This is a genomic window from Pseudoalteromonas sp. SW0106-04 (assembly GCF_001293805.1).
Lineage (GTDB): Bacteria > Pseudomonadota > Gammaproteobacteria > Enterobacterales > Alteromonadaceae > Pseudoalteromonas > Pseudoalteromonas ruthenica.
Genome location: NZ_BCAI01000002.1, coordinates 86439 through 109565 on the forward strand (window position 1 = coordinate 86439; position 23127 = coordinate 109565).

25 protein-coding genes are annotated in these 23127 nt (G+C 46.9%); 3 read left to right on the top strand and 22 right to left on the bottom strand.

Annotation, left to right across the window (positions count from 1 at the left end; all coding sequences use genetic code 11):
• Positions 1-82: 82 nt before the first annotated feature.
• Positions 83-748, bottom strand: a complete 666-nt coding sequence (locus W04_RS02960; protein ID WP_026110898.1) for a TetR/AcrR family transcriptional regulator — start codon at positions 746-748, stop codon at positions 83-85.
• A 153-nt stretch (positions 749-901) separates the two neighbouring features.
• On the opposite strand from W04_RS02960, the gene coaD reads away from it, so the two are divergent.
• A complete protein-coding gene (coaD, locus tag W04_RS02965; RefSeq protein WP_022943403.1) occupies positions 902-1381 on the top strand; it encodes a pantetheine-phosphate adenylyltransferase in 480 nt (159 codons plus the stop codon).
• 17 nt (positions 1382-1398) lie between these two features.
• Here coaD and W04_RS02970 read toward each other — a convergent pair whose 3' ends face one another.
• The 8 genes from W04_RS02970 to argC all read right to left on the bottom strand — a co-directional run bounded on the left by W04_RS02970 (position 1399) and on the right by argC (position 8666).
• Positions 1399-1920 (bottom strand): hypothetical protein, encoded by a 522-nt coding sequence (locus W04_RS02970; RefSeq protein ID WP_053909750.1) that lies wholly within the window; start codon positions 1918-1920, stop codon positions 1399-1401.
• Positions 1902-2453 carry a hypothetical protein gene (locus W04_RS02975; protein ID WP_053909751.1) on the bottom strand — a complete coding sequence of 184 codons (552 nt, stop codon included), beginning with the start codon at positions 2451-2453 and terminating at the stop codon, positions 1902-1904. The genes W04_RS02970 and W04_RS02975 overlap by 19 nt, the downstream gene beginning before the upstream one ends.
• Before the next feature lie 24 nt (positions 2454-2477).
• Positions 2478-2690 carry a hypothetical protein gene (locus W04_RS02980; RefSeq protein ID WP_053909752.1) on the bottom strand — a complete coding sequence of 71 codons (213 nt, stop codon included), beginning with the start codon at positions 2688-2690 and terminating at the stop codon, positions 2478-2480.
• A gap of 161 nt (positions 2691-2851) precedes the next feature.
• On the bottom strand, positions 2852-4720 hold the full coding sequence (argH, locus tag W04_RS02985; protein ID WP_053909753.1) for an argininosuccinate lyase: 1869 nt from the start codon (positions 4718-4720) through the stop codon (positions 2852-2854).
• A 14-nt stretch (positions 4721-4734) separates the two neighbouring features.
• A complete protein-coding gene (locus W04_RS02990; RefSeq protein WP_022943398.1) occupies positions 4735-5934 on the bottom strand; it encodes an argininosuccinate synthase in 1200 nt (399 codons plus the stop codon).
• A gap of 9 nt (positions 5935-5943) precedes the next feature.
• The gene (locus W04_RS02995) at positions 5944-6864 is read right to left on the bottom strand and encodes an ornithine carbamoyltransferase (protein WP_053909754.1); all 921 of its coding nucleotides are present in this window, start codon (positions 6862-6864) and stop codon (positions 5944-5946) included.
• Between the two features lie 9 nt (positions 6865-6873).
• Positions 6874-7647, bottom strand: a complete 774-nt coding sequence (argB, locus tag W04_RS03000; protein ID WP_022943396.1) for an acetylglutamate kinase — start codon at positions 7645-7647, stop codon at positions 6874-6876.
• Between the two features lie 11 nt (positions 7648-7658).
• Positions 7659-8666, bottom strand: a complete 1008-nt coding sequence (gene argC, locus W04_RS03005; protein WP_053909755.1) for an N-acetyl-gamma-glutamyl-phosphate reductase — start codon at positions 8664-8666, stop codon at positions 7659-7661.
• Positions 8667-8887: 221 nt separating this feature from the next.
• Between argC and argE the strand changes: the two genes are divergently transcribed.
• A complete protein-coding gene (gene argE / locus W04_RS03010) occupies positions 8888-10033 on the top strand; it encodes an acetylornithine deacetylase (RefSeq protein WP_053909756.1) in 1146 nt (381 codons plus the stop codon).
• 89 nt (positions 10034-10122) lie between these two features.
• Here argE and W04_RS03015 read toward each other — a convergent pair whose 3' ends face one another.
• The 13 genes from W04_RS03015 to W04_RS03075 all read right to left on the bottom strand — a co-directional run bounded on the left by W04_RS03015 (position 10123) and on the right by W04_RS03075 (position 21367).
• Positions 10123-11091, bottom strand: coding sequence for a PstS family phosphate ABC transporter substrate-binding protein (locus tag W04_RS03015; RefSeq protein WP_045979281.1), 969 nt, complete (start codon positions 11089-11091; stop codon positions 10123-10125).
• A gap of 99 nt (positions 11092-11190) precedes the next feature.
• The gene (gene phoR, locus W04_RS03020; RefSeq protein ID WP_053909757.1) at positions 11191-12510 is read right to left on the bottom strand and encodes a phosphate regulon sensor histidine kinase PhoR; all 1320 of its coding nucleotides are present in this window, start codon (positions 12508-12510) and stop codon (positions 11191-11193) included.
• A 65-nt stretch (positions 12511-12575) separates the two neighbouring features.
• On the bottom strand, positions 12576-13265 hold the full coding sequence (gene phoB / locus W04_RS03025; RefSeq protein WP_022943391.1) for a phosphate regulon transcriptional regulator PhoB: 690 nt from the start codon (positions 13263-13265) through the stop codon (positions 12576-12578).
• 463 nt (positions 13266-13728) lie between these two features.
• The gene (gene fba, locus W04_RS03030; protein WP_053909758.1) at positions 13729-14793 is read right to left on the bottom strand and encodes a class II fructose-bisphosphate aldolase; all 1065 of its coding nucleotides are present in this window, start codon (positions 14791-14793) and stop codon (positions 13729-13731) included.
• A gap of 137 nt (positions 14794-14930) precedes the next feature.
• A complete protein-coding gene (locus W04_RS03035; protein ID WP_053909759.1) occupies positions 14931-16106 on the bottom strand; it encodes a phosphoglycerate kinase in 1176 nt (391 codons plus the stop codon).
• 37 nt (positions 16107-16143) lie between these two features.
• Positions 16144-17154, bottom strand: a complete 1011-nt coding sequence (epd, locus tag W04_RS03040) for an erythrose-4-phosphate dehydrogenase (protein WP_053909760.1) — start codon at positions 17152-17154, stop codon at positions 16144-16146.
• Positions 17155-17270: 116 nt separating this feature from the next.
• The gene (ampE, locus tag W04_RS03045; protein WP_053909761.1) at positions 17271-18119 is read right to left on the bottom strand and encodes a beta-lactamase regulator AmpE; all 849 of its coding nucleotides are present in this window, start codon (positions 18117-18119) and stop codon (positions 17271-17273) included.
• Positions 18120-18137: 18 nt separating this feature from the next.
• Positions 18138-18710 carry a 1,6-anhydro-N-acetylmuramyl-L-alanine amidase AmpD gene (gene ampD / locus W04_RS03050; RefSeq protein ID WP_053909762.1) on the bottom strand — a complete coding sequence of 191 codons (573 nt, stop codon included), beginning with the start codon at positions 18708-18710 and terminating at the stop codon, positions 18138-18140.
• A 42-nt stretch (positions 18711-18752) separates the two neighbouring features.
• Positions 18753-19010 (bottom strand): hypothetical protein, encoded by a 258-nt coding sequence (locus W04_RS03055; protein WP_022943385.1) that lies wholly within the window; start codon positions 19008-19010, stop codon positions 18753-18755.
• Between the two features lie 89 nt (positions 19011-19099).
• The gene (gene gpsA, locus W04_RS03060; RefSeq protein ID WP_053909763.1) at positions 19100-20110 is read right to left on the bottom strand and encodes an NAD(P)H-dependent glycerol-3-phosphate dehydrogenase; all 1011 of its coding nucleotides are present in this window, start codon (positions 20108-20110) and stop codon (positions 19100-19102) included.
• A gap of 3 nt (positions 20111-20113) precedes the next feature.
• Positions 20114-20584, bottom strand: a complete 471-nt coding sequence (secB, locus tag W04_RS03065) for a protein-export chaperone SecB (RefSeq protein ID WP_022943383.1) — start codon at positions 20582-20584, stop codon at positions 20114-20116.
• Positions 20585-20659: 75 nt separating this feature from the next.
• Positions 20660-20917, bottom strand: coding sequence for a glutaredoxin 3 (gene grxC / locus W04_RS03070; protein WP_053909764.1), 258 nt, complete (start codon positions 20915-20917; stop codon positions 20660-20662).
• An 18-nt stretch (positions 20918-20935) separates the two neighbouring features.
• Positions 20936-21367, bottom strand: coding sequence for a rhodanese-like domain-containing protein (locus W04_RS03075; protein WP_022943381.1), 432 nt, complete (start codon positions 21365-21367; stop codon positions 20936-20938).
• A gap of 223 nt (positions 21368-21590) precedes the next feature.
• Between W04_RS03075 and gpmM the strand changes: the two genes are divergently transcribed.
• A complete protein-coding gene (gpmM, locus tag W04_RS03080; protein WP_053909765.1) occupies positions 21591-23126 on the top strand; it encodes a 2,3-bisphosphoglycerate-independent phosphoglycerate mutase in 1536 nt (511 codons plus the stop codon).
• The last annotated feature ends 1 nt before the right edge of the window (position 23127 follow it).

A 23127-nucleotide genomic window follows, 5' to 3' on the forward strand; every position in this document is an offset into this window, starting at 1 on the left:
ACTCTTCTGAATGAGAAAGTGGCGGAAGATTCACCAAAGCGCGCGATTATAGCAAAAACCGCTCGCCTTCGGAAATAATAGCTTAACTATGCGTGGAGGGTGACGTTTGTAGTTGCGCTTGGCGCTGCTGGTAGTGTTGCTTTAACAAACCCAAAGGCTCACGCCCAGCTGCGGTAGTAAAAGCCATAAACAAGGTGATTATTTTCAACAAGCCTTGATAGATATCGCCACGATTCAGCTCGCCGCTTTGGCGACGCGCTTTGATGTATGGAGTCCAGAAGCTGACTGTCAGCTTTAACATATGAGTTAACTCTGCCGCTTGCTCTTCATCGACGTTGAGAATACCGTTGTCACCTAACGCCAAGACAATATCGGTTACCTGATCAAACAAGCGTTGTTGGAAAGCAATATAATCAGCTTTAAGCTCGGCATCGCGAGACAAAATGTCGGTCATGTTGTCGTAGAAAAAGTGAAATTTCCACATGAGCTCAAACAAGGCATCGAAATAATGGCTAAGTTGCGCCATCACCGGTTCATCGTGATTAATCGGCTTAAACTGAGTATCTAAGTGCTGACGGTACAACTTAAAGATATGGCGAATGATGTCTTCTTTGTTTTTAAAGTGGTAATACAAATTTCCAGGGCTGATTTGCAGATGGGCTGCGATATGATTTGTTGTGATAGCGCGCTCACCATGGCTATTGAAGAGCTCAATGCTGGCTTGAATTATGCGGTCCTTGGTACTCATTATTACTTCCCCACCCTGATTGCAGGTGAGCAGTATAAACATCTTAGTCACAGTTAACAATTTATCACATGGCTGAGAGTTGAGTTTGCACTGGCAACTCACATAAAGACTGCTAAAATGCGGCCATTGCATTACATAAAAACAGAGAATCATATGCAGGTAACGGCTATTTACCCAGGGACCTTTGATCCCCTTACTAATGGTCACTTAGACCTTATTGAGCGCGCCGCTAAAATGTTCGATCACGTCATTGTTGCGGTGGCTCATAATCCGAATAAAAAGCCTTGCTTTAGCCTTGAAGAAAGAGTGGAGTTAGCAAAGCAAATTGTCGCCGACCTTGGCAATGTCACAGTCATTGGCTTTAGCGGCCTACTTGCTGACTTGGCTAAAAATCATAAAGCGAATGTATTAGTGCGAGGCATTCGCGCGGTATCCGACTTTGAGTATGAATTCCAACTGGCCAATATGAATCGCCGCTTGAACCCCGACTTAGAAAGCGTATTTTTGACTCCCGCAGAGGAGAATTCATTTATCTCATCGACCTTAGTAAAAGAGGTTGCCTTACATGGTGGTGATGTTTCTGAGTTTGTTGTGCCGCAAGTCGCCGCCGCTCTGAAAGAAAAGCTCGGCTAAATATATCGGTGGTAACGCTACCCGTTATCACCTACTTTCTTTGGTGCCAGAGAGGCTTTTAAAAACCGCCCTATTCGACATAGACCTAAGAAGTCTTTGTTGATAATTAAAACCAAGATCATCATAAGATCCATAAAGTTTATTCCAAAGCTATATACACTCCAGAGCCACCAAGGTTCTAAATTCCCCTTTAAATGTAAATCTACATACATCAAATAGTGCAAAATACCATTAAACGTCAGTCCACATAAGCAATAATAATAAGCGACTATTTTATGAATACTTGTATAAATAAATGCTATCAACAGTGCAGTACCTACGTCAGCAAAAAACCAATAGAGGTAAGCATGACTATAACGCTCAACAAAGGCAGTACTGACATAAGATAAGGTAATAATTAAACATATCCAAAGTGGAGAGCGGGCTCTCCTCCTTTCATCTGAAAAACTAACTAGGTTGAATAGTAGGGCCATCATAAAGCCCCAATTTATAAAGACTGATATTAGTGGAGCTATTTTATCTACTGCAGCGAGAAACATTTAAAAAAGAACCAGTCTGACTTTTTGGTAAGTTGCTCCTTGCAAATATTTTTAATTCGAATGATACACAAAAAGTCCCTATCTACTATCAACGCTACTATCATAATGAGATCCGCTAGGTTGATACCTATTGAGTAAACCGACCATAACCACCAAGAGGTATAGTTTTCTCTGATCACGATATCATAATGCATAGAGAGCATAAGAAGAGAGTTAAAACTTAACCCAATTAAAACGTAAGTAACTCCTGGCGAGAGGCTACGACGGGAGGGGACAAATAATATAGGAGAGATGAGTAAAAGCGTGACCAAGTCGTAATAGAACCAAGTCAAATAAACTTCTACTCCGGAGAAGAAATCAAAAAAATGATCACTGACCCCATAAGACAAAGCCATAACAAAACTGCACCAGATTAGCTTGGTGTCATTTTTTGCACGGTACAATCTTAACATTAAGTTAAAAAAAAGCGCCATGAGGAAGCCCCAAACTACGAAGGCCCCCATAAATATACCTAAACTTTTTTCAAGATACATCCGCCATTCTCTTAGCCCTTTAAGTTAGTTCTCTTTCTTTTTACCATCGGGCAATACTACTGTTCCACCGCCGCGCTGGATTTCAGCTTGGCTAGCAGCGACAGCATCACTTGATAAACTTACTGTATCAGATTGTAACGTCTGGGTGCTAGTAGTTTGTGCGGTAGGCTGTTGTGTTTGTTGTTGTAACTTAGTGTAAGCCTGTGTTTGTAGTTGAGCATTAGCATTAACTTGCATGATGTTAACTCCTTTAAAATTTTGTTAATTATTTGCTAAGCAAACCTAACTTAACATGCTTTGGGTACACACGTCACACTTCAAAGGCAATTTCTTAGCAACTCACTTTAAGCTTATGCACCACGCGTGCCAATATTTTTTGACACGCTCAGAAGCCCCAACTAAGCAACGTTTTTACATGGTATATCACCCACAGAGTGTTGCTGGTGTAGGTAGAAATCCATAGCAACTTCGTCACAGTTATCTTTACGCAGACAAAGCTCACAGTCTTTCATCACCTTTTCAGGAAGGCTTTCTTTGCTGCTGTCTGCAAACCCAAGTTTAGCAAAGAAATCCGGTACACGCGTAAGTACAATCACTCTTTTAAGCGCCAATTTTTTGGCTTTCACTAACAGGTGATGAACCAATAAACGCCCCTGCCCTTTTACTCCGGTATCGGGGTTAACCCCTAATGAGCGTATCTCCGCTAAGCCAGTATCATAAATATACAACGACGCACAGCCTGTTACCTGGCCATTCACTTCGGTCACGGCAAACTCATTAATGGAATGCACCATATCGCTTTTAGCACGGGGTAAGTTCTCTCCTACCTTGGCCCAATATTGCACCAGCTCACTGATAGCTTCAACATCATGCAGATTGGCATCTCGTACTTTAATTGTACTTTGCTGTTTAGCTTGCTTAATAGCGAATTCCACTTGCTTTGGCGACGTTCCACCTAGAGCCTTACGTGCCGCCAAACAGGCATCGAGTGCCAACATAGGATAAACATCTTCAGCAATAACATCGCACACCGATTGAAATTCGGATAAACTCAACTGCTCCAGGCTTTTTCCTTCTGAAATTGCCAGCTGCACCAGTTGCCCAACAATATGATGCCCTTCACGAAACGGGATCCCTTTTGCCACCAAATAATCAGCGAGCTCGGTGGCATTCGCATGCCCACCTTGAGCGGCGGCTTTAGTCTTATCACTATTGACCTTAATGCCGTTTACGCATGCTTGCGCCATATGTAAACATGCCAGCCAAGTCGGCAGCGCATCGAAAAGCCCCTCTTTATCTTCTTGCATGTCTTTGTTGTAGGCTAAAGGCAGCGACTTTAACGTCATCATCATCGCACTCATAGCACCAAAGACACGCCCTGTTTTGCCGCGAATCAGCTCTAAAGCATCGGGGTTTTTCTTTTGCGGCATTAACGATGAGCCGGAAGTAACGTTATCCGCCAACTCAATAAAACCGGCTTCGCCAGAGTTGTAGAAAATTAAATCTTCAGCAAAACGTGACAAGTGCAACATCGAAATGGATGCCGCGCTCAGCAGCTCGACCACAAAATCTCTATCAGAGACCGCATCCAAGCTATTACGAGTCGGCGCTGCAAAACCAAGATCTTGCGCCAAATGCTCGCGGTCAATGGCATAGGCAGTGCCCGCGAGCGCACCACTTCCGAGTGGACATTGATCCATGCGCTGAACCGCATCATTAAGGCGACTACTATCGCGCTCTAGCATTTCCACATAGGCCATGCACCAGTGGCTAAAAAGTACTGGCTGAGCGCGCTGTAAATGAGTGTAGCCAGGCAGTACGGTGCCCAGCTCTCGCTCGGCTAAGGCGATCAGTGCATTCTTGGTATCACTGATGGCTTCACTCACTGTCGCCGCCGTTTTTTTGCACCACAAACGAAAGTCGGTAGCGACTTGGTCATTACGGCTGCGGCCAGTGTGTAGCTTCTTCGCGAGGTCACCCACTTTGTCAATCAGCGCAGCTTCAACAAAAGAGTGAATATCCTCTTCACCGCTGATAGCCACACTTTCGGGCTGCGCTTGCACTTGCTCCAACAACTCATACAACGCCGCAACTAAACGTCGGTGTTCATCATCGTTGAGTACCGCCACACGATTTAGCGCGCCGGCCCACGCCACTGAACCAATGATGTCTTGCTCCGCCATGACATAGTCAAATGGCAATGAATCATTAAACTGTTTAAATGCTTCATCCGGTCCAGATGAAAAGCGCCCGCCCCATAATGCCATTGTTGCTCTCCTCGTTACTTCTTCAGTGCTGCAATTCTGCTTGAAAGTGAAAATAGCCGTATAAAGCCCTCGGCATGAGATTGGTCATACACATCGTCCTCGCCGAAAGTGGCAAAGTCTTCGCTGTATAAACTGTTTTCTGACTGCTTTTGCACGGCGATTGCCTGACCTTTGTATAGTTTCACCACCACTTCACCATTGGCATGCTCGGCAAATGCATTGGCCGCCCCCAGGATCGAATCTTTTAAAGGCGTAAACCAACGGCCGTCATAGACCAAGTGCGCAAACTCTAGGGCAAAAGTGTCTTTCCATTTACGGCTCGCTTTATCCAGCACAAGTTCGTCAATAGCCTGCAAAGCGGCCATCATCACCGTGCCACCAGGTGTTTCATAACAGCCGCGAGATTTCATACCCACCAAACGGTTCTCAACAATATCGACACGGCCAACCCCGTGCACAGCAGCAATGTCATTAAGCTTCACTAAGCATTGATAGGGGCTCAGCGCTTCTCCATTTACGGCAACCACTTCACCACGTTGAATGGTTAGCGTCACTAACTCAGCTTCATTTGGCGCTTGCTCAGGCGATTGCGTCATGGTCCATACTTGCTCGCTGGGCTGACACCAAGGATCTTCAAGCTCCCCACCCTCATGGGAGATGTGCCATGCATTGGCATCACGACTATAAATTTTCGTTGCCGATGCAGCGCAGGGAATATCTCGCTGCGCTAGGTAATCCAGTAACGACTCCCGGCTTGATAGGTGCCACTCTCGCCACGGTGCAATCACTTTTAAATCTGGTGCCAACGCCGCAAAACAGGACTCGAAGCGTACTTGGTCATTACCTTTGCCGGTGCAACCATGAGAAAGGGCATCGGCACCCACTTTGCGGGCTATTTCAACCTGTGCTTTGGCAATAATAGGACGTGCCATTGACGTTCCTAGCAGATAGGTGCCTTCATATACACAGCCGGTTTTGAGCGTCGGGTAAATATATTCAGCCACCATCTGCTCTTTTAAATCCACTACGTAACATTCAGATGCCCCCGAGGCGATGGCTTTTTCCTCGACCCCTTCGAGCTCTTCGGCGCCTTGGCCAACATCGGCGACAAAGGCAACCACTTCACAGTCATAGTTTTCTTTTAGCCATGGCACGATGGCTGATGTATCTAGTCCGCCGGAATAGGCCAGTACGACTTTTTTAATTGCGCTCATTTCGGATCCTTAGCAAAAATTTGGGTTCAAAAGGGTTAACAGCAAGGCGTTTTGCGCATACATACGATTTTGTGCCTGCTGAATAATTTTGGCCTGCGGCGAGTCCATCACTTCAGAGGTGATTTCAAACTCACGGTGCGCTGGCTGACAGTGCAAAATAGTTTGCGCGCCGGTCATATCCACCAGCTGTTTATTGAGCTGATAAGGCAGGTATTTATCTTTGACCTGCTGGAGCGGGGTGTCATCCCCCATCGACACCCAGGTATCGGCATAAAGCGCATTAGCTCCTACAGCAGCCTCGACTCTATCACTCACTAATACTGACGCGCCTTTGCTCGCGGCAATTTGCTCTGCTTGCTTAACAATCTGTGCATCTGGACCGCTGCCTTTAGGGCATACAGCCACGAAGTCAGTCCCTAGGGTGGCGGCCAACAACATTAATGAGTGGGTGACGTTATTGCCCTCGCCGAGATAAGCCAGCTTGAGCTCGCTAACCTCACCGTGCACCTCTTGCAAGGTTAAAAAATCCGCCAATGCTTGGCAGGGGTGGTATAGGTCGCACAAAGAATTCACCACCGGTTTAGATGAAAACTGTGCCAGCTCTTGCACTGTGTTATGGTGATTAACCCGCGCCACGATGGCATCGGCCCAGGTGCTGATATTCAAAGCAAAGTCCTTTACCGACTCGCGGTTGCCCATGGCGCCATTTTGCTGATCTAAGTAGACCGCATGGCCGCCAAGTTTATTGATGCCTATATCGAAGCTTAGGCGAGTTCTGAGGCTTTGCTTTTCAAATAAGGTAACCACCGATTTGCCCGCTAAAGCTTGGGCATAATCATTGGGTTGCGCTTTCATTTTTTGCGCTAGGGTGAGTAGCGCGAGTACAGCTTTGTCGTCCAGCTCGAGGCCGGTAATAAAATCATGTTTCATGGTCTGTGCTTACATTGTAATTTGCGTGCCAACATGCTCACCATTGAGCAATGCAACTAAGTTCTCTGGCTTTTGCCAGCTCGAAATGTAAACACCCCGTCGTAAATGCTGGGCAGCAAGAAGGCTGGTCTTTACTTTGACCTCCATCCCACCCGAGATAACTCCTTGGGCTATCAATTCATCTATTTGCTCAGCACTTAATTGGTGTAACGGCTGAGCGGATTTATCCAATACGGCCTCAACGTCGGTCATAAAAATCAATTCACCATCAAGTTGTTTGGCAATTGCCGCTGCGGCCTCATCAGCGTTCACGTTGAACCATTGTCCTTGCTCATCAAAACCAACTGAGCTCACTACGGGCAGCTTCCCCACCTCTAGCAAGGCTGGAATAGCCGAGCGAGCACCTTGACTACACTCACCCACCCGACCCAGTGCCTTGAGTTTTTGCTGCGCATTGACCCCGGCTTCGTATAAACTCAGCCCTGCAGGCTCAAGGCCATTGGCTATCGCTGCTCCCATCAATTGTTTGTTGGCACACCCAGCTAGGGCACCAACGATATAGGGCATTTGTTCGGCAGGACTGATGCGTAGACCTTGGTGCTTCGCCGTGGCGAAGCCCGCATCGTGCAGCCAGCGGTCAACCAGTGAGCCACCGCCGTGAACCACAACAAAACGGGTATCGGTCATGGTCGCCAAGGTTGCGAACAACGCTTGCACTGACTGCGGGCTGTTTAACAGGGCACCGCCCAATTTGATCACCCAAGTGGTGTTGCTACTCGTCATTATTTTCCTCTTTATACCAAACCAATCGTTGGGTCTAATCCAGCGTTAATGTTCATACATTGCAGCGCTTGACCTGATGCGCCTTTTAGTAAGTTATCGATGGCAACACTGATAATCAGTTGCTGCTGTTGCAAATGCCAGCCAATATCAACATAAGGGGTTTGCGCGACGCCTTTAATTGATGCCAAACCACCAGCACCGAGCAGGCGAATCAAAGGTTCATCGGCAAGGCATTGATAAGCATCGGTGATGTCGTTAAGCGTGGTCCCTGCATTTACTTGCGCGTATATGGTTGCCAAGATACCGCGATTAAAGTTTCCTAAATGCGGGGTAAATAGCACTGGATGCCCTAATGCTTGTTCAATTTCAGGGGTATGGCGGTGATTAAACACGCCATAAGGGGCCAGTGATACCTCGCAAAAGTGCGTGTTCATATTGGCTTTGCGCCCCGCCCCAGTCACCCCGGATACGGCATTTATGATCACTTTTTGCTGTGGCGCTAATAACCCTGCTTGTTGAAGCGGTTTAAGGGCGTTTAGGCTGGCTGTTGGGTAACAGCCCGCCACAGCAACCAGTTGTGCATCCATAATGGCACTGTTATGCCACTCAGCTAGCCCATATACTGCTTGGCGCAATAGGTCAGGGTGGGGATGTTCAAAGCCATAGTACTGGGTATAGAGTTCGGCATCGGCAAAACGAAACCCGCCAGAGAGGTCAAAAACTTTAATATCCTGCTCGAGAAATTGCGGCGCCAATTCAACACTTACTTTATGCTCGGTACACAGGCACACGGCGTGCGCATGCTGACCAATATCAGCAATAGCATCGGCTGTTAGGCCCTGTAGTGGCATATCTAATAACCCACGGTGCTGAGGATAAAGATCGCTGAGTTTTTTATCGCGATCATGACTCCCGGCAGAGACATAGCAGCCCTGCAAGACAAAATGAGGATGCTTGGCAACTAATTGCGCCAACTCAGCGCCGCTATAACCACTTGCGCCAATAATTACGATGTTCATGAAGATGCTCTTTTTTGGTTTAATCAAGGGCGAGATGCCCAACGCAACACACTCTCACACTAGGATTTCCGAGGTGAGCGGCTTATCGTCGTCGCGCCGTACAAAGGGGGTGATGAACCATTATAACCAAACCAATACTTATGCTTAAAAAGTGAATTGATATTCACTATAAAGACATTTATATTAATATGCAACAATCGCGAATAATTATTTGGAAATGTATGGCTCTTCCCGACTTTTTGCACCTTTACCGGGAGTTAATCGCTACCCCATCGATCAGTTCACTGGATCCGAAATTAAGCCAAAGCAACCGCGCCGTTATTGAACACTTGGCATCTTGGTGCGAGGAGCTAGGCTTTGCATGTGAAATAAAACCACTCAGTAGTGATGCCAATAAGTTTAACTTGATAGCGAAGCGTGGCCATGGCAGTGGCGGATTGATGTTGGCAGGGCATACCGATACCGTTCCTTTTGATCAAGGCCGTTGGAGTATGGACCCCTTCACTTTGAGCGAGCGAGACAATAAGCTCTTTGGTCTTGGCAGCATCGATATGAAAGGGTTCTTTGCTTTTGTGCTCAATGCCATCGCTGAGTTGGATGCGAGTAAGCAACAACAACCGCTGCTTATTCTCGCCACCGCCGATGAAGAAACCACTATGGCTGGTGCCCAAGAAGTGGCAAAGTATCCAGACTTAAAACCGGCTCGCTGCGTTATTGGCGAGCCTACCGACATGACCCCTGTATTTACTCACAAAGGGCATATGACATCAGCGGTTCGTATCATTGGCAAAAGCGGGCACAGCTCTGATCCTGAGCGCGGCATCAATGCCATTGAAGTGATGCACTTGGTGATTGAAAAATTATTGGTTCTAAAAGAGGATCTTAAGAATAAATATTCAATTGAACATTTTGCCATTCCCTACCCGACATTGAACCTTGGTCACATACATGGCGGTGATAACGCTAACCGCATTTGCGGATGTTGTGAATTACAGTTAGATATGCGCCCGTTACCAGGATTGAGTATTGTCGAACTGCAAGCCATGTTATTAGCGGCAACTCAGGACATCACTGCTCGCTACCCTGGCTGCGTTGAAGTCATTGATATGCACGACCCGATCCCTGCCTTTGCAGGGACCACTGATAGCGCGCTAGTGCAGCTGGCGCAAAAGATTTCGCAACAGCCAGCAATAGCGGTGAACTACTGCACTGAAGCCCCCTTTATTCAGCAATTGGGCTGTGAAACCATAGTCATGGGCCCAGGCTCCATTAACCAAGCACATCAGCCCGATGAATTCTTAGCCATGGACCGTATTGATCCATCACAACGTATTATCAAAGAACTTATTCAACAAAGTTGTTGGTAATACAGACTTTATGACGCACGGATAGCGAACACAAAAAAGCCCCTCATGGAGGGGCTTTAAACTAATCAACAAGATTCAAAGATACAATGTTACTGTAAGCCTAAACGCTTAAGTTCACGCTCAACCATCTTGCTTGAAAGTGGCACATAACCATCTTTCTCAACAATTTTTTGACCTGTTTGTGATAGCACCATTTTTACAAACTCAGCATCGATAGGAGATAGTGGCTTATTAGGGTGCTTATTCACGTAGACGTAAAGGAAACGTGATAGTGGATATTTGCCCGTTGCAACGTTATCAAGTGTTGCATCAACAAACTTATCGCCTTTTTTCGCCAGCGGCACCGTACGTACACCTGAGGTCTTGTAACCGATACCTGAGTAACCAATCGCATTCACAGAAGAAGAGATTGACTGTACTACCGATGCAGAGCCAGGCTGCTCGTTTACGTTATTACGGAAGTCACCTTTACATAGGGCTTTCTTCTTGAAGTAACCATAAGTACCAGATACTGAGTTACGACCATACAATTGAATATCTTTTGCCGCCCAATCACCCGTTAGGCCAACATCGCCCCAACGGTTAATCTGTTCGCTGGCGCCACATTTACGCGTTGAAGAGAAAATGGCGTCAACTTGGTCAATGCGCAAGCCTTCAATGGGGTTGTCTTTATGCACGAATACCGCCAAGGCATCAATCGCTACGCGAATTTCTGTCGGCTTATAGCCATGGCGCTTTTCAAACGCTTCGATTTCCTTTGACTTCATCTTACGGCTCATAGGGCCGAAATTTGCCGTTCCTTCAGTGAGCGCCGGTGGTGCCGTTGATGAACCTGCTGCTTGGATTTGAATATTGACGTTAGGATAAATACGCTTATATTCTTCAGCCCAGAAGGTCATCATGTTTGCTAGCGTATCGGAACCAACCGATGAAAAGTTACCAGAGATGCCGCTCGTTTTTTCGTACTCTGGAATTGCTTTATCTAGAGCAACTGCCTGACCTGCTGTCAGGGCACTTACAGCAACCCCCATTGCAGCAACTAAGTTTTTAAATTTCATTGGGTTCTCCAATTTGTTCTTCCCGTGTTTCAACTGCTGTCATTGTGCAGTGACAAGATGACAGTTAAATTACTTGAGTATTACAGTTTTATGACTTTGCTAATTTTGTACGTGTTCTTGTGCTGGTACTAACCAACTTGGTTCAAAGGCGAACCAAAAACATGAGCCTTTACCGACGACACTGTCAATATGCAGGTGTGAGTCGTGACGCGACAACACATGTTTGGTAATAGCCAGACCGAGGCCAGAGCCCCCCGTTTTCCGGCTTCGCGCTTTATCCACTCGATAAAAGCGCTCGGTTAAACGGTTGATATGTTCAGGTGCGATGCCCTCACCATTATCGGTCACGCTAAAGACCGCTTGACCGTCTTGGCGATACCAACGCACCGTAATTTCTCCCTCATCGGGGGTGTAATGCACGGCATTAAATACCAGGTTTGAAAACGCGCTGCGCAGCTCATCAGCAGCGCCAACGATATCTAAACTGCTATCGACATCAAAATACAGGCGGTGGCCTTTATCTTGATTCAACGATGTCGCTTCTGTTTCGATAACTTCCAACATTTTCGGCACGTTGACTGGTTTATCATTGTCGTGTTTGCGTGCTCCTTCAATTCGCGACAGCGACAACAACTGATTGACCAAGCTATCCATTCGCTGACACTGCTCAATCATCGTGCCATGGGCTTTATCCCACATCGCTGGCGGTGGTAAGTTGTCGCCATCAAGCATCTCTAAGTAGCCGGTAACCACAGTTAAAGGTGTACGCAGCTCATGTGATACGTTGGCCACAAAGTCTTTACGCATCTGCTCCAATTGCTTAAGGCGAGTAATATCACGGACCACCATCATGATCTGTGATTGTGCGTAGGGCATCACCCGAAATTCCAACACTTGTTCACCGGTGTGGGTTAAATCAAGCTCAAGGGCATCGTTGAATTGGTGCTGCTGCATATAGCGGCTAAATTTGGGGTGTCGAATAAGGTTATCTATACGCTGACCGTGATCAGTGGGCCACTGCAAGCCCAATAACCGCAGCGCTAATTGGTTACACCAGACAATACTGAAGTCCTGTTGCAGCACAATCACAGCATCAGGCACGGCTTCGGCCCCTTCGCGGAAACGACGGATCAAGTCAGCCAGCTCATTGCGCTTTTTACGGTTGCGTTGTTGGAGCTGGTAAATTCCCTCGAAAACCTGCTCCCAAGCCCCTTCTCCCTCGGGCGGATTAAAGCTACGTTGGTTAATAAGCCAATCACTAAGGCGATAAAGCTGGCGATAATGCCACAGCAACAATGTGATAGCGCCCAAAAATAGAAGCAAAAAAGGCGCGCCTACTAGCACGCCTATCAACAATAAAGGCAGGAAAAAGATAACTAAACGCTTGGTAAGTGTGCGTTTATTAACCACTCGGTACATAGATTCGCTCTACTTAAAACAATGTGTCATCGGCTTGATGCCGATGCAATGAGCAATAAAGATAGTTATACCTTGCTAGAAAAACGATAACCAGCACCACGCACAGTTTGTACTAAGCGGTCATGTCCCATGGGAGCAATTGCTTTACGCAGGCGACGAATATGCACATCAACGGTGCGATCCTCAACGTAAACATTAGTTCCCCATACATGATCCAGTAGCTGCTCACGACTATATACTCGCTCAGGATGGGTCATAAAAAAGTGTAGCAAGCGAAATTCGGTAGGTCCCATATCCAACTCGCTGCCATCGGATGTCACACGATGAGAAATAGGATCTAAACGCAAGCCGTGTACTTCGATAGCCTCTTCGAGTGATGTCGGCGCCACACGGCGAATAACGGCTTTAATGCGTGCCATTAATTCTTTCGGAGAGAATGGCTTAGTCACATAATCGTCAGCTCCCACTTCAAGGCCTTTCACCTTGTCTTCTTCTTCACCTCGGGCGGTGAGCATAATAATGGGAATTGCGCGGGTATGATCGTTTTGTTTAAATTTCTTCGCAATCTGAATACCGCTGCCTCCGGGCAACATCCAATCCAGTAATACCATATCTGGGTAGGGCTCTACCATGGCTGCTATGGCAGAGTCGTAATCCTCAGCTTCAATGGCTTGAAAACCATTCTGTTCTAAAACAAACACCAGCATTTCGCGGATGGGCGCTTCATCATCGACCACAAGAACTTTACGTGACATTCCGTTTATCTCTTTCGCTTTATTGAACTGAATTTACTGATGTCATTATTATGACTTTTTGTGACAATTTTATGAAAGCGTACACCTTCAATGGAAATGCTGCAAAATTAAACTTGGGATCAAGACGTTAGGAGCCGTAATAGCAAGGATCATCGCCTTACCAACTGGGCCTTTACAAGATCAGATTTATACCAAGTTGGCTATCAGTGGATCAGAGTTTTACCCATTGATCTGCCCTGAGATCACACTCTTACCAAGTGACGTTCTTTATGTGTATAAATATCGCTCAAACCTTGTTTGAATATCAACCACATATAGTTTCATTGCCTGAGCAGCGCGTAAGAACGTGATCCCATAATCAGTGCAGTTGATAAAAATCTGATCCCACTATGATCCACTCAGTAAAATAGTGATCCATAAAAAAGCCCCGCTTATGCGAGGCTCATTAAAGTGGTGAACGCGACTATTTTATTTTTGCATCCAGTTCGCCGTTTAAATAACGAAGGTGCATATCATCTAACGAGATAGGCTTAATCTTGTCGGCCTGGCCTGCTGTGCCAAAAGCTTGATAGCGATCAACACAAATTTCCGTCATCGCTTTCGTTGCCTCTGCTAGGTATTTACGCGGATCAAAGTTAGCGGTGTTGTGCGCGAGGTGGCGACGAATAGCCCCTGTTGCAGCTAAACGTAAGTCGGTATCGATATTCACCTTACGTACACCATGCTTGATACCTTCGACAATCTGCTCAACAGGCACACCATAGGTCTCTGGGATCTCACCACCGTACTCATTGATAATCGCTAACCACTCTTGTGGTACGGATGATGAACCATGCATAACCAAGTGAGTGTTAGGGATACGGGCGTGAATTTCCTTGATACGATCGATAGCAAGAATGTCCCCTGTTGGTGGGCGGGTGAACTTATAAGCACCATGTGACGTGCCACAAGCAATAGCCAAGGCATCGACATTGGTTTTAGCAACGAAATCCGCCGCTTCTTCTGGGTCAGTAAGCAGTTGATCTTGTGTCAGCTTACCTTCGGCGCCGATACCGTCTTCCTCACCTGCTTCACCGGTCTCTAGAGAGCCAAGTACGCCCAGCTCACCTTCTACCGATACACCACCAGCATGAGCCATTTCGACGGTACGACGGGTTACATCAACATTGTACTCATAAGATGAAGGCGTTTTACCATCTTCAAGTAATGAGCCGTCCATCATGACCGATGAAAAGCCAAGCTGGATAGAGCGCTGACACACGCCAGGAGACGTACCATGATCTTGGTGCATAACCACTGGGATATGAGGCCACTCCTCTACCGCAGCAAGGATCATATGGCGAATGAATGGGGCACCTGCATATTTACGTGCACCAGCTGAGCCTTGCACAATCACTGGGCTGTTTGTTTTATCAGCCGCTTCCATGATGGCACGCATTTGCTCTTGGTTATTAACGTTAAAGGCTGGCACGCCATAACCATTTTCTGCTGCATGGTCGAGTAGTTGACGCATACTGATCAAAGCCATTTCGCTTATCTCCAATTTTTGATAGCACCGAGACTATCTGGTTTTTGAACGGGATGAAGCTTGGTTTCCCAAGCGAGGGCTTAATGCCCAAAACACAAGGCCGGCAAAGTGAGAGAGGCCGGCCTGGTGATTATTCGTTATTTTGCTCGCTCTTCAAGCATAGCAACTGCGGGTAGTTTTTTCCCTTCAAGGAACTCCAAGAAGGCTCCACCACCTGTGGATATATAAGAAATTTTATCCGCGACATTGTATTTATCGATGGCCGCCAAGGTGTCACCACCGCCAGCAATAGAAAACGCTGATGATTCGGCTATGGCTTTGGCAATGCTTTGAGTGCCATTACCAAACTGATCAAATTCAAACACGCCCACTGGACCATTCCATACAATGGTGCCCGCTTGCGCAATAATATCGCCAAGCTGTTTAGCGGTATCGGGGCCAATGTCAAAAATCATGTCTTCTTCGGTGACATCGGCAACCTCTTTGAGTTGCGCGACCGCAGACTCTGAAAATTCATTGCCGACAACCACATCCACAGGCACCGGAATATCACCGCCATTACTGCGAGCGGTCTCTGTGAGTTTTTGAGCCTCGCTAATAAGGTCTTGTTCGTACAAAGACTTACCTACCGGATGACCAGCTGCAGCAATAAAGGTATTGGCAATACCGCCCCCTGTCACTAATTGGTCAACGACGTTCGACAGTGAGTCTAACACGGTTAACTTGGTCGATACCTTCGAGCCACCCACAATCGCAACTAACGGACGCTTCGGGTTATCTAGTGCTTTACCGAGTGCCTCGAGTTCAGCCGCAAGTAAGGGGCCTGCACAGGCGATTGGGGCGTGAAGACCTACGCCGTGGGTTGAAGCTTGTGCTCGGTGTGCGGTACCAAAGGCATCCATCACATATACGTCACACAACGCTGCAAGTTGTTTTGCGAGGGTCTCATCATTGGCCTTTTCGCCTTGATTGAAGCGCACATTTTCAAATACAACCACTTCGTTGTCGCCAATCTCTACGCCATCAAGGTAATCTGTGGCAAGACGGACATTTTGTGACAAGGCGTCGTTAAGATAGTCAACTACAGGAGCCAGTGAATAAGCCTGGTCATATTCTCCCTCGGTAGGACGGCCAAGGTGAGACATAATCATCACTTTAGCGCCTTTTTCAAGGGCGAGCTTAATGCTTGGTAGCGCTGCACGCAAACGCGCATCTGAGCTTACTTTACCGTCTTTGATTGGCACATTGAGGTCTTCACGGATCAGCACCCGCTTTCCGGCTAAATCTAAATCCGCCATCTTAATGACCGACATTCTCTTCTCCTTAGTTATACGTTTTATTCATTTGCGTTTATTGGCGCATCCAGGCTGCACTGGTATCTAACATACGATGGGCAAACCCCCACTCGTTGTCACACCATACCAATAACTTTATCAACCGTTTATGACTAACCCGTGTCTGTGTACCGTCTATGATACAAGAATGGGGATCATGGTTAAAATCAACAGATACCAATGGCTCCTCGGTATAATCCAAAATACCTGCCAAGCGCCCATGTACAGCCTTAGCAATCGCTTGGTTAACATCATCTAGAGAAACATCAGTATTTACGGTGACACTCAAATCCATTGCCGTCACATTGATGGTTGGAACACGTACGGCTATCGCTTCAAAACGGCCATGAAATTTGGGTAAAATACGTTCAATGCCACGCGCTAGCTTAGTATCCACTGGAATAATAGACTGGCTAGCCGCCCGGGTACGTCGTAAATCATCGTGATACGCATCGATCACTTGTTGGTCGTGCATAGACGCGTGAATAGTGGTGATAGCGCCTGACTCAATGCCAAAAGCATCATCCAATACTTGAATCACCGGAACAATACAGTTTGTTGTGCACGAGCCATTGGAAACAATGCGTTGCTCACTGTGAAGCACATCATCGTTGATGCCATAAATAATCGTTGCATCAACATCAGCATCTGCGGGTTGAGAAAATAATACTTTTTTAGCGCCTGCCTGAAGGTGCTTTTGCGCATCCTCACGGGAATGGAAAACCCCGGAACACTCCAAAACGATGTCAACGTCATGTTGGTGCCAAGGCAAAGCGCTCGGGTTTTGCTCGCAGTACAAGGCGATTTCATCACCATCAACGACTAAAGCTTGCTCACGAAGCTCGACAGGAAAGGAAAACCGCCCATGGGCAGTATCATATTTTAGTAGATGGGCTATGCCCTCAGGTTTGGCCAATTCATTGATTGCCACAATCTCGAACTCGTGGCGACGTTCACTCTCATACAAAGCGCGTAAAATGTTACGCCCTATTCGCCCAAAGCCGTTAATCGCAAGCTTTATTGCCATAATTACAGACTACCGCCATCAAAGCAGACACAGGTCTAAGAAGAATGGCGGCTATTGTAATCGACTCGCGCTCTGAGTGTAAGGGGTGCGCAAAAATAAAACGCTGATAGAGGGAGTTACGACAGGCCGCCAAACAAAGTAAGTAAGGCTATCAGTGCCAAGAAAAATAACACATTGCGTTTTACTAAGCGGATCATGCACTGCGCTTCGATGGTGCAGCCATAGTGAGCCAGTTCTATCTGTTCAGCAGCCAAGGCTGTTTCGGTAATAACCTGACGATTGCTGACTCTAAAATCAAGCACATGGCGCAACCAACATTGCGTACCTTTGCTAAAGTTGCCAATCACCAAGTAGCCCAAACTGGCAATTCGTGCGGCAGGCCATTCAAGCCAATGACCGACACGAACTAACAATGTATGCTGTTTTGATAGAGGATGGGATGTCTGCTCACTATCATCTACACAAGTCCGTACCAAGGCATAAAAAACGGCCCCAGGTGCGCCCAAAACAACAAACCAAAAAATCACCGCACAATAAAAACGAAAATTGACCCACGCTAAAGTTTGCGCAAAGGTTTCACCACCGCTTTCATTTTCAGTACGTTTTTGTCCCATTTGCAACGCATATAAAGTGGCTGCTTCACCATCGTCTCGGGTCAAAGCATTGAGGTAGCCCTTATAATTCGCGCGCATGTGCGCGCAACCAAAACAGATGAGTATGACCAACGTATTGACCGCTAATTGCCACAGAATAAAATCACTCGCGTGCACAAAAGCAGCAATAACTAAGGTTGGCACTAGTAACCACAGCATCAGCCCAATGCCGTTATGCAGCTGTTGCAAACGCGACAACAGGGGCGCACTTTTGCGCTCATACCAGTGCGCATAAGTCGCTATTTGCCAACGCGCTGAGCGAGCGCCTAAGCGTTCAGCTATTAATGCAAATAAGATAGATATCAAAGTCATGGCGACTACTTTGCTCGCTTAAGTTGACCTTAGTTTATCGCAATCTTGGGCAAAAGTAAGGTCAAAAAAATGTTCCCAATCAAAGCCTTCGCCGGGGTCTGTTTTTCGCCCGGGAGCAATATCGCTGTGACCCACAATGCGCTGTCTATTCAAATGCGGATAGGTACGTAATAAGCTTTTTGTTAATTGTGCCAAAGTGAGATACTGCGCTTGGGTGTAGGTGGACTTATCGGTGCCTTCTAGTTCAATGCCGATGCTAAAGTCATTACACCGCTGGCGCCCTTCGAATTGTGATACTCCAGCATGCCAAGCACGTTGGGTAAATGGCACATATTGGCGTAACTTCCCATTTCGATCGATCAAGCAGTGCGCTGACACACTCACGCCTGCGAGTGAGGAAAAACTCGGATGTGCTTGGCAATCGATCTGCCCTGCGAATAAATCATCAATATAGGGTGTACCGTACTGGCCCTCAGGCAGTGAAATGCAGTGAATCACCAGTAAGGACACTTCACTTTGCGGACGCTCATCATAATGCGAACACGGCAACTGCTGCGCCTGTTTGCATACGCCCAGATCATCTATATCCATGTTTTTCGTTTATTAACTTGATTGTGCCTGCATGTTAAGAGGCTAAGAATCACTGCGCAAGTTGATCTGTGGAGAAAAGTTACACTCGCCAGTGTGATTGACGCTGACCAATTCATCATCGCGGCGCAGCACCGCCAACCGCCGGTGTTTACTGATGGTACGAACAAACTCGAGCTCAAAGCCCATTTTGGTGAGCGCATATACCTTATCTACCTGTTCGCCGGTCAAGTTCGCATAATGTTCGCGAAACGTCCTTTGACCACTGCGGCGTTCGCTATCTGCTTTTTTCGCCTGTGCCATGGTATTAATCCGTTGGGAATCCCTTTCCAATATAGTCGAATTTGCTCATAAAAAAAGCGCCATGTGGTTGCATTGGCGCTTTTTAGTGCTCACTCTGCACGCTGCTCGCGCCCTAAAAGAGCCATAGCAGCTTCTTTTACGTTCTTATTTTCATATAAGACTTGGTAAATTTGCTCAGTAATTGGCATCTCGATACCGCTGCGTTTAGCCAGCATATACACTTCTTTGGTGTTACGGTACCCTTCTACAACCTGGCCTATTTGTTGCTGCGCAGAGTCGACATCGAGCCCCTGCCCTAAAGCTAAGCCAAAGCGACGGTTGCGCGATTGATTGTCGGTACAGGTAAGAATCAAATCACCTAAACCTGCCATGCCCATGAAGGTTTCCGATTTGGCACCCAGTGCACAACCCAATCGGCATAACTCCGCAAGCCCACGTGTGATCAACGCGGTTCGAGCATTGGCACCAAAACCAAAGCCATCAGAAATCCCGGCGCCTATCGCAATAACATTTTTCACCGCCCCACCTAATTGGATACCAATGAAATCATTGTTTCGATAAACCCGGAACGAGCGTCCACAGTGCAACAAACCCGATAAGCGTTCACAAAACTCATCACTGGTGGCCGATACGGAAATAGCGGTAGGTAGACCGGCGGCCATTTCTTTAGCAAAGGTTGGCCCCGATAACACCGCTAAATCCATATCTTCGCCAAGATGCTGCTTAGCAACATCTTGAAGGAGACGACCGGTGTTCGGTTCCAAACCTTTCGTTGCCCAGGCAACCTTGGCATTGCTACGTAGCATGGGTGCGATGGTCTGCAATAGATCCGCAAAAGCATGGCTAGGTACGACCACCAAAACGATGTCGCTACTGGCAACAGCTGTTTGCAAATCACTTTGCATCTCTAGGCTATCAGGAAAAGCGATATCACCGAGGTACTGCTGATTTTTTCGCTCATCGGCTAAACGCTGTATATGATCGCTGTTGCGTCCCCAAAGAGTCACTTTGTGACCGTTTCGAGCAAAACAAATAGCAAGGGCGGTGCCATAAGACCCCGCCCCTAAAACCGTTACAGCGCTGGATGCTGAAGTGGTCATGACTTATGCGTCAGCTTGCTCAGCAGCACGTTGCTGCATGTACTGGGCAAATAACGCATCAAAATTCACTGGTGCCAAATTCAGTTGTGGGAAAGTACCACGGTTCACCAAGTTTGATACGGCTTCACGCGCATACGGGAATAATACATTCGGGCAGAAAGCGCCAAGCATGTGTGCTGTTTGCACCTCTTCCATTTCACCAATAGCGAAAATACCTGCTTGCTGGATTTCACAAAGGAAAGCCGTCTCTTCACCTAGCGTTGCTGTAACAGTTAACGCTAATACAACTTCAAAAATACCGTTATCAAGTTTGTTTGAGCGAGTATCCAAATCTAACTTTACTTCAGGCTTCCATTCTTTTTGGAAAATTTCAGGTGAGTTAGGTGTCTCGAAAGAGATATCTTTGGTGTAGATACGTTGAATAGAGAATTGCGCCTGTTGTTCTTGTGCTGCGCCTTGATTTTGTTCTTCCATTGTTGTTCCTATCAATATTCTTTTTGCAATAAATTAGCCGCGTGAGGACGCGGCAGCATATATGTTCGCAAGCAATTACGCGTATAGCAGGGTGTTTAACTCACCACTGGCTTCTAACGCCATCATATCATCACAGCCACCCACATGATGCTCACCAATGAAAATCTGCGGCACCGTGTGCGCGCCATTTGCGCGGGTGAGCATTTCATCGCGTAGCTCTGGTTGTACACCAATATCAAACTCAGTGTAAGTTACCTCTTTTTTATCCAGCAAGGCTTTCGCACGCTGACAAAAGGGGCAATAGGCTTTAGTGTATAATACAACGTTACTCATAAATGCTTCCTAATAAAGTTATCGGCCTGATACCACAGGCAGACCTGCGCTTTGCCAAGATTGCATTCCACCTGACAAAATAAATACGCTTTCAAAGCCTGCTTTATTCAAGCCATTGGCAATACCCGAAGCCGTCATGCCTGTCGCACATACCAATATAATGGGTTTGCTTTTGTACTTTTCAAGCGCACTAAAGTCACCCTGCTTTGCTTTTTCAGCGCTCAGGTGCACGGCATTAGAGATATGCCCAGCGTTGTAGTCCTTTTGCGCGCGAATATCCGTTACTACGGCATCTTCACGATTCACTAAAAGGGTTAATTGCTGTGGATTAATCTGCTTGATGGCAGAAAACTTACTTTTAAACCACCCCGATATCAACATCGCGACAATCGCTAGCCAAATGATGCTTAAAATAGGATGGTTTCCGATAAATTCTATGTATTGTTCCATACGTCTTACTGTATTGTTCAAACCTTGCGGGCGGCACAAGTATACACACTTGCCTTCGACTTACCAATTGATGAAATATTTTCTACTGCTAAGGCGGATAAAAAACGGTAGGATACATTATAAGAGCGCAGTTCTGTGGTCACAGTGAACATCCATAGAGCTGTATTCTTAATAATTATTATCAAGCAATTCATTTGTCGTGCCGACACTAGCAGGAGATCCAATGACACAGCCAAAGAAACCTCTCGTACTGATGATTCTGGACGGTTGGGGTTACCGTGAAAACAGCGAAAGTAATGCGATTTTAGCCGCCAACACCCCCGTTTTAGATAAGCTTTGGGAACAGCGCCCGCACACTCTGATTTCCGGTTCTGGTATGGATGTTGGTTTGCCTGATGGGCAAATGGGCAACTCTGAAGTAGGCCATGTTAACCTCGGTGCTGGGCGTGTGGTATATCAAGATTTTACCCGCATTACCAAAGCCATCGACGATGGAACATTTGCTGATAATAAAGCGCTTACCACTGCGATAGATAATGCCGTAACAGCGAACAAAGCAGTCCATCTGATGGGGCTGTTAAGCCCAGGTGGCGTCCATAGCCACGAAGAACATATTATTGCCGCTATTGAGCTGGCTGCCGAGCGCGGCGCTGAGCATATTTATGTGCATGCCTTTTTAGATGGTCGTGATACGCCTCCACGCAGCGCTGAAGCATCACTTAAACGCATCGATGAAACCTTCGCTCGCCTCGGTAAAGGTCGTATCGCCAGTGTTGTTGGGCGTTACTTCGCTATGGATCGTGATAATCGCTGGGATCGCATCGAAAGTGCCTATAACTTAATGGTCCTCGGCGAAGCTGACTATCAAGCCGTAGATGCAGTGTCAGCTTTGCATGCAGCCTATGAGCGTGATGAGAATGATGAATTTGTAAAAGCAACAACCATTGGCGATAGCCCCGCAACCATCAATGATGGTGATGCAGTGTTATTTATGAACTTCCGAGCGGATCGAGCGCGGCAGATGAGTCGCGCTTTTGTTGATGCCGAATTTAACGGCTTCAGTAAAAAGAAAGCGCCGCAATTAAGCGGTTTCGTTATGCTGACTGAGTATGCTGCAGACATCAAGGCGCCTGTGGCATTTCCACCAGAGCCACTCAATAATGTGCTGGGTGAGTGGCTTGCCAAACATAACAAAACACAATTACGCATTTCAGAAACAGAAAAGTACGCTCATGTGACCTTCTTTTTCAGCGGCGGTCGGGAGCAAGAGTTTGATGGTGAAAGCCGTGAGCTTATCCCCTCGCCGGATGTTGCTACCTATGACTTACAACCAGAAATGAACTCTCAATTGCTAACCGACAAACTAGTGGCGGCTATTCAAAGCAACAAGTATGACGTCATTGTGTGTAATTATCCTAATGGCGATATGGTTGGCCACTCAGGCGTATTTGCAGCAGCCGTAAAAGCTTGTGAAGCGGTGGACAGCTGTATTGGCCGCGTGGTGGAAGCGTTAGAGCAAGTCGGTGGCGAGGCCTTAATTACCGCCGATCACGGTAATGCCGAGCAAATGGTAAACCCACAGACTGGTCAAGCGCATACCGCCCACACCAGCGAGCCTGTGCCATTCATTTACGTTGGCCGTGATGCTCAAGCTATTGATGGCAAAACGCTCAGTGACGTAGCTCCCACTATGTTGCATCTACTGGGCATGGAGCAGCCAGAAGAAATGACTGGTTCACCCATCATGCGTCTTAAGTAAC